Raw genomic sequence first — 823 nt, forward strand, 5'->3', positions numbered from 1 at the left:
CAAAAGGTTTAGAAGGTGTAGTAGCAACCCAATCCGCGATCAGCTCGATCATTGATGACACACTTACATATGTCGGCTACGATATTGATGACTTGGCCGTAAACGCGAGCTTTGAAGAAGTGATTTATCTGCTGTGGCACCAACGGTTGCCAAAAGCAGACGAATTGGCGGAACTGAAGCAGCAATTGGCAGACAACATGGCGGTTCCACAGGCTGTGCTGGACCACTTTAAAACATACGACATCAAATCGGTTCACCCGATGGCGGCACTCCGCACGGCAGTTTCCATGCTTGGCCTGTTCGATGAAGAGGCAGAAGTAATGGAGCCGGAAGCGAACTACCGCAAAGCCATCAAGATCCAGGCGAAGATTTCGACGCTTGTGACGGCTTTCGGCCGCATCCGCAATGGCCAGGAGCCGATTGCACCCAAATCGGACTTGAGCTTTGCGGCGAACTTCCTGTACATGCTGTCCGGCAACCTGCCGGAAGCAGTGGAAGAAGAAGCGTTCAACAAAGCGTTGGTGCTTCATGCCGACCACGAATTGAACGCATCGACGTTCACGGCGCGTGTAGCTGTGGCAACATTGTCTGACGTCTATTCCGGCGTCACGGCAGCCATCGGCGCCTTGAAAGGCCCGCTTCACGGCGGCGCCAACGAACAGGTGATGAAGATGCTGACGGAAATCGGTTCTGTCGACAACGTGGAAGCGGTCATCAACGAAAAACTGGCGAACAAAGAAAAAATCATGGGCTTCGGCCACCGTGTCTACCGCAATGGCGACCCGCGTGCGAAGCACTTGCGTGAAATGTCCCAGAAATTGAC

General features: G+C 53.5%; 1 protein-coding gene. It reads left to right on the plus strand.

What is annotated here, in order from left to right:
* Positions 1-823: citrate/2-methylcitrate synthase (locus IRE19_RS18360; RefSeq protein ID WP_203341460.1), on the plus strand; the 823-nt coding region annotated here is incomplete at both ends.

Source organism: Planococcus beijingensis (assembly GCF_016820615.1).
Taxonomy (GTDB): Bacteria; Bacillota; Bacilli; order Bacillales_A; family Planococcaceae; genus Planococcus; species Planococcus notacanthi.